The organism is Caballeronia sp. BR00000012568055 (assembly GCF_029439455.1).
Lineage (GTDB): Bacteria > Pseudomonadota > Gammaproteobacteria > Burkholderiales > Burkholderiaceae > Caballeronia.
In genome coordinates, this window is the sequence record NZ_JAQFVG010000040.1 from 1 (window position 1) to 6,316 (window position 6,316).

Annotated in this window: 7 protein-coding genes; 2 read left to right on the forward strand and 5 right to left on the reverse strand. The window is 60.3% G+C overall.

The window, feature by feature from the left end:
- Both P7F28_RS03505 and P7F28_RS03510 read left to right on the forward strand, forming a co-directional pair.
- Nucleotides 1-729: aldehyde dehydrogenase family protein (locus tag P7F28_RS03505; RefSeq protein ID WP_277183052.1), on the forward strand; the 729-nt coding region annotated here is incomplete at its 5' end.
- A gap of 206 nt (nt 730-935) precedes the next feature.
- On the forward strand, nt 936-2,081 hold the full coding sequence (locus P7F28_RS03510; RefSeq protein ID WP_277183053.1) for a porin: 1,146 nt from the start codon (nt 936-938) through the stop codon (nt 2,079-2,081).
- A gap of 174 nt (nt 2,082-2,255) precedes the next feature.
- On the opposite strand, the gene dapA is transcribed toward P7F28_RS03510, so the two are convergent.
- The 5 genes from dapA to P7F28_RS03535 all read right to left on the reverse strand — a co-directional run.
- Nucleotides 2,256-3,158, reverse strand: a complete 903-nt coding sequence (gene dapA / locus P7F28_RS03515) for a 4-hydroxy-tetrahydrodipicolinate synthase (protein WP_277183054.1) — start codon at nt 3,156-3,158, stop codon at nt 2,256-2,258.
- 27 nt (nt 3,159-3,185) lie between these two features.
- Nucleotides 3,186-4,247, reverse strand: coding sequence for a proline racemase family protein (locus tag P7F28_RS03520; protein WP_277183055.1), 1,062 nt, complete (start codon nt 4,245-4,247; stop codon nt 3,186-3,188).
- A 212-nt stretch (nt 4,248-4,459) separates the two neighbouring features.
- Nucleotides 4,460-4,897 carry a proline racemase family protein gene (locus P7F28_RS03525; RefSeq protein WP_277183056.1) on the reverse strand — a complete coding sequence of 146 codons (438 nt, stop codon included), beginning with the start codon at nt 4,895-4,897 and terminating at the stop codon, nt 4,460-4,462.
- Between the two features lie 32 nt (nt 4,898-4,929).
- Nucleotides 4,930-5,964 (reverse strand): L-idonate 5-dehydrogenase, encoded by a 1,035-nt coding sequence (locus tag P7F28_RS03530; protein WP_277183057.1) that lies wholly within the window; start codon nt 5,962-5,964, stop codon nt 4,930-4,932.
- 39 nt (nt 5,965-6,003) lie between these two features.
- Nucleotides 6,004-6,316, reverse strand: a 313-nt coding sequence (locus P7F28_RS03535) for an NAD(P)(+) transhydrogenase (Re/Si-specific) subunit beta (RefSeq protein ID WP_277183058.1), incomplete at its 5' end; no start/stop codon positions are given.

A 6,316-nucleotide genomic window follows, 5' to 3' on the forward strand; every position in this document is an offset into this window, starting at 1 on the left:
AAGAAGGTCGTGCTCGAGTGCGGCGGCAAGAGCCCGCAAATCGTCATGGCGGATGCGGCCGATAAACTCGAATCCATCGCCGAGAATCTGGCGGGCGCGGCATTCTGGAACATGGGCCAGAACTGCACCTGCGGCTCGCGCATTCTGGTGCAGTCGAGCATCAAGGACCAATTTATCGAACTGCTCGCGAAGGCCGCGAAGCAATGGACCGTCGGCCAGCCGACCGACCCGGACAGCAAGCTCGGCCCGCTGATCGAAGCGAGTGCACTCACGCGCGTGTTGTCGGCGATCGATCAGGCGAAGAAAGACGGCGCATTCGTGGTGTCGGGCGGCGCGCAGGTGATGAAGGAGACCGGCGGCTGGTTCGTCGAGCCGACCATCATCGCCAATGTCGATCCGTCGAGTGCGATTGCACAGGACGAGATCTTCGGCCCGGTTGTCGCCGTCATTTCGTTCGATACGGAAGAAGAAGCGGTACGCATTGCCAATGACTCGTCGTATGGGCTGGCGGCAACGCTGTTCACCAATGACGTGAACGTGGCGATTCGCGTAGCGCGTCAGATTCAGGCGGGCACGGTGGCCGTCAACGGTTATGGCGAGGGCGATATCACCACGCCGTTCGGCGGTTACAAGACGTCGGGATTCGGTGGTTACGACAAGGGCGTGGAGGCATTCGATCAGTACACGCAGCTCAAGACCATCTATATCTCGCTCGATCTGAACGGCTGAGCGGGTTTTCATTCGCATCTGCAGTAGCCGGCGCACTTCGCGCCGGCACATCCTCGGTAATGGTGTGTTCGTGACTGGCGCAGACTTCGGGCTTTGAAAGCCGAGGTCGCACCGGTCAGGATTTCGCACGTCCGTAAGATTGATTAGGCATACGAATTTTATTCGAAGAGATCACACGTCAACGGTAGTTCCCCAGGGAGAAAATAATGTTCAAATGCAATAAGAAAGCAATCGTCGCGGCAGTGGCCAGTTGTGTCTGCGCAGGTGCCTATGCGCAGTCGTCGGTGTCACTGTACGGCGTGATCGATGTCGGTCTCGACTTCACCAATAACAGCGGCGGCCATCAATACTGGCATATGGAAGACGGCACGTACGACGGCATCTACGGCAGCCGCTGGGGTCTGCAGGGCAGCGAAGATCTGGGCGGCGGTCTGAAGGCACTCTTCAAACTGGAGAACGGCTTCAATGTCACCACCGGCCGGCTTGCTCAGGGCGGTCGGGAGTTCGGACGGCAGGCGTATGTGGGCTTGTCGAGCGACAAACTCGGTACGGTAACTGCGGGCCGCCAGTATGAATCGGTAGTGGACTATTATCAGCCGGTCACTATGGATGGACAGTGGGGCGGCGCGTGGCACGCGGGTGACGTCGACAACAGCGCGAATTCGTTCCGCGTCGATAATTCGCTGAAGTACACCAGCCCGACTATCCACGGTCTGACGTTCGGCGGTCTGGTCGGCATGACCAACTCGAACGCGCCGGGCACCAGCAAGATCGGCCTGTACAGCGCGGGTGCAAGTTACAGCCTCGGCGACCTGAACGTGGGCGCGGCGTATCTGCACGTGAAGCAGCCGGGCACGCTGTTGTCGGGTGCGTATGTGCCGAACACAACGGGCGCGGCAGTGGGCGCGGCAGGCGCGTTCAGTTATGTCGGACAGCCTGCGAACCAGCAGATCATCGGTGCGGGCGCGACGTACAAGCTCGGCAACGCGACGCTCGGCCTCGATTACTCAAACGTGCTGTTCCGCCAGGCGAACGGCACGAATCAGACGGTTCGCTTCGCCACCTACGAAGCCTTCGGCGGTTATCAGTTCACGCCGGCGTTTTCGGCCGGACTGGGCTATCAGTTCACGGATGGCAGCATCGGTTATTCGGATGCCAAACCGAAGTACCACCAGATTGCCTCGACGGCCGAATATACGTTGAGCAAGCGCACGTTCGTTTACGCGATGGCGACGTATCAGATCGCTGCGGGCGCAGGCCAGCCGGCCGATATTCTCGATGGCGTGACGGGCAACGCATCGAGCAGCAATCATCAGGTTGCGGCGCGCGTCGGCATCGTCCACAAGTTCTGAGTTTCACGCGACCCTTCTCGACACGGGAAGGGACTTTGGCAGGGCGCCGCAAGGCGCTCTGTTTTTTTGCGCGCTCCGATATAAAGCACAACGAAAGCACAACGCAAAAGGGGCAAAGCAGCGCGATCGAATCGCGTCACTTTACCCCTTGAAATAAGCGATAGAACCGTTGGCTCAGCGAGCAGCCTTGGTCAGCAAAGCCGGATCGATCTTCGACAGCACGTTCTTCAGCGTTTCATTCTGCGCCTGCGTATAAGCCGGAATCGGCGCACGCACCGAACCCACGCGCAGGCCGAGCAATTCGCACGCCGCCTTCACACCGCTGTTATACGACGCCTGACCCAGCACGCGAATCAGCGGATTGATCTGACGCCACACCGAAGCGATGGTCGCGTCGTCCTTCGTCTGGCTAGCCTTGAACAGCGTGGCGAGCGCCGGAGCCGCGAAGTTGGCGATACCCATCACCATACCCGGCGCGCCGAGCGTCAGCGCGGGCAACATGATGATGTCTTCGCCGTTGAAGAAGGTAATCTTGTCGGCGTGCTCGTAGAGCAGCGTATTCATCTGGCCGATATCCGCTGAGGAATCCTTCACATACTTGACCTGCGGAATTTCAGTGGCGAGGCGCACCAGAAAATCCACATTCAGATGCAGACCCGTCGATGGCGGGAAGTTGTAGGCGCAGATCGGCAGGTTGGTGGCATCGGCGACGGCGGCGTAGTACGCAAACGCTTCTTCGTAGCCGATACGCTCGTAGTAGGGTGTAGCGAGCATGATGCCAGTCGCGCCAGCACGTTCTGCATGACGCGACAACTCGATCGCTTCCCGCGAAGACGTCGCGCCCGTATGCGCGAGCACCGTCGCGCGGCCTGCGGTCTGTTCGACCACGACGTTCACCAGCTTGATGCGCTCCTGATGCGAGAGCACCGAGAATTCGCCGGTGCCGCCAGCGGGAACGAAGCCATCGACACCATCTTCGATGCCCTGGTCCACCAACGCACGCAGTGCGGATTCGTCGATTTCACCGTTGCTGTCGAACGGAGTCACGATTGCGGAAAGTACGCCTTTCAGTGCCATGAGTTATTCCTCGTTGAAAATGAAGTATCAGAGCGGTGCGAAGCCATCGGCGAGTTCGTCGTCCGCATCGGCTGCAATGGTCAGAAAACCGTTGATATAGGCACGTCCCGTGAGAGCGGGCGTGATGAACAGACGTCCTGGCGTGTCGCGAAGCTGCTTCGCCGTGACGGTAAAAGTGGAGCCGATGATGCTCTGCGTTGTCAGCGTGTCTTCAGCTTTGATGATGCCTTCGGTCACGAACTTGGCGAACACGGCACTCGATCCGGTGCCGCACGGCGACCGGTCGATCACACCCGGCGGCGCGACCACGACGATCTTCACGCGCGTATTCGATCCGGCATCGCGCTGATAGAACAGCACCTGATAGACGTCCAGCGTGTCGCCGCTCAGGGTGTCGCGCACGCCGCCTTCGGTGTACGAAGCACGCAACTCGCGCGCGACGCGCACGATCTCGGTCGCATTCGAACGGTCGAGCGACAGACCGATGCTGTCAGCATCGACACTGATGTAGTAATCGCCGCCGTACAGCAGTTCGACCGATGCCGTCACGCCGTTGACCACATGCTCACGCCGGCCCGCCGTGAACGACTCGACGTTGGTCAAGGTGACCGTGGTGAACTTGCCACCTTCCTTGCGCGCTTCAATGCCCACCGGACCCGCGGGCGTGCGAATGCGAAACGCCGCGTGCGTGCGATCCTCGTTCCACGTATGCGGCAGCAGGTCCATATCGACGATCACCGATGCAAAGCCGATCATGCAGTGCCCGCACATCGGCGGATAAGAACCCGGTTCGAGAATCACAGCGCCGATATCGCAGCCGTCCTCTTTCGTTTCCACGGGTAACACCGCGCAGGTCAGGCCGCCGCCACGCGGCTCGTGGACCAGCCGCGTGCGCCAGAAGTCGGCGTGATCGCGCAGCCAGGCGCGCGCGGTATCGACCGTGGTCACATCGGCTGGCAGATCGATACCGGACAATACGATGCGGGTAGGGTTGCCCCCGGTGTGGGAATCGACGGCCACGCACGGCTGGCGTTCGCTACGGGCGAGCCAGTCGAGTGCTTGCCGGGGCAGGGCGGTGGGAAGGGCCATGACTGTCTTCTCGAAAGCCGGTATTGAAGCGTTCGCTTCTCCCGACGGTTACGGAAATGGTTGCTTTGCTTAGTAGTATATTACCCGTTACAGGCTATATTTCAATATTTAATTGGCGCGGCAACGCGAGAGATTCAGGCACCCGCAGAAACGACGAAGGGCGCGGTCTCGAAACCCGCGCCCCTCTATGCGATGCCGCAAAGCTGCCGTGATCAGAACTTCGGCGCTATCGCATCGCTGGCGTAGCCGACGCCGAACCCCTCTACGAACGGATCATCCGGATCGAGCAGGAAGGTCGATTGAGCGATGATGTGCGCGCGTCCGCGAATCCTTGGGACGATGGCTTCGGTATTGCCGAGCATCTTCGTTTCCAGGAACGTGCCTTCGAATACCGATCCGATGATGCTTTCGTGCGGAAAGGTCTCGCCAGCCGCCTGCTGACCGCGAAAACGACGCTGCGCCATGCGTGCCGACGTGCCCGTGCCGCCGGGCGAACGGTCCACACCGGCTTCGCCGAAGAACACCAGATTGCGATAGGTGCCGCTCTCAGTAATCCGACAATTTATCGAAACGGCGATCAACCGCCGTCGTACGCTAACTGAGAACGGTTGTAACCCGTGGCGGCGGACTGGCTCCTGGTCGCGACGCAAGCGCCGCCACGGTCATGGTGGTCGTTGCGACCTCAGGCAAAGTCGATCACCACCTTCATGGCTTTCGACCGATCCCCGGCGCGCAGGAAAGCCTGCTCGTAGTCGCGATACGAGAACACGTCCGAGATCAGCGGTTTGACATCGACGAGGCCTTTGTTGAGCAGCTCGACCGCTATCGCGAACTCTTCGTGGAAGCGGAACGCGCCGCGCAAATCGAACTCTTTCGCGACGATGGCGTTCATCGGCAAAGGCGCGTCGCCGCCGAGTCCCACCTGAACGATGATGCCTCGCGGACGCAACACATCGAAGGCGGCGCGTAACGCGGCTGCATTGCCGCTTGCTTCGAACAGCACGTCGAAGGTGCCCTTGTCTTTGGCGAACGGCTTCAACGCTTCGGGCGATTCCATCACATTGAATGCTTCGTCCGCGCCGACGCGAAGGGCGCTTTCCAGCGGCAGTGCGCTGACATCCGTTGCAACGATATGCGCTGCGCCCGCGCGCCGCGCTGCGGTCACGATCAGCGCGCCGATCGGTCCGCAACCGGTCACGAGCACGCGCTTGCCGAGCAGCGGCCCGGCGCGACGTACTGCATGCAGCGCGACGGAAAGCGGCTCGGCCATTGCGGCTTCGGCATCGGTGAGCGAATCGGCGACTACGTGCGCTTGCGAGCGGTCGATCACGACTTCCTGACGAAACGCGCCTTGTACGTGGGGCGTGCGCATGGCGCTGCCGTAATAGCGCATGTCGAGACAATGATTCTGCAAACCGTGCTGGCAGTATTCACACTGCCCGCACGGACGGCTCGGGCTGATCGCGATACGTGCACCCGCTGCAATACCGGTCACGTTCGCGCCGGTTTGCGTGACAACGCCCGCCACTTCATGGCCCAGCACCATCGGCTCCTTGATCCGCACTGTACCGAAGCCGCCATGATTGAAGTAATGCAGATCCGATCCGCAGATGCCGCCCGTGCGCACCCGAACGAGCAGTTGATCGGCTTCGGGAACGGGCGTATCGACTTCTTCGATACGCAGATCGTGCGGGGCGTGTATGACTAATGCGTGCATGTGTCGAGTCTCCATTCGATAAAGATGATTATGCGACGATCAGGAAGCGGCCTTCATCATGTCTTCCACCACTTTCTTAGCATCCCCAAACACCATCATCGTCTTGTCCATGTAGAACAGTTCATTATCAAGCCCGGCGTAACCCGCCGCCATTGATCGCTTGTTCACGATGATCGTGCGTGCCTTGTACGCTTCGAGAATCGGCATTCCGGCAATCGGCGATTTCGGATCGGTTTTCGCGGCCGGATTCACGACATCGTTCGCGCCGAGCACCAGCACCACGTCTGTTTGCCCGAACTCGCTGTTGATGTCCTCCATTTCCTGCACCATCTCGTACGGCACTTCCGCTTCG

Bases quoted from the DNA above. Each gene is read 5' to 3' on its own strand.
- P7F28_RS03510 (WP_277183053.1), top strand. From the start codon at position 936: ATGTTCAAATGCAATAAGAAAGCAATCGTCGCGGCAGTGGCCAGTTGT.
- P7F28_RS03530 (WP_277183057.1), bottom strand. From the start codon at position 5,964: ATGCACGCATTAGTCATACACGCCCCGCACGATCTGCGTATCGAAGAA.
- dapA (WP_277183054.1), bottom strand. From the start codon at position 3,158: ATGGCACTGAAAGGCGTACTTTCCGCAATCGTGACTCCGTTCGACAGC.
- P7F28_RS03520 (WP_277183055.1), bottom strand. From the start codon at position 4,247: ATGGCCCTTCCCACCGCCCTGCCCCGGCAAGCACTCGACTGGCTCGCC.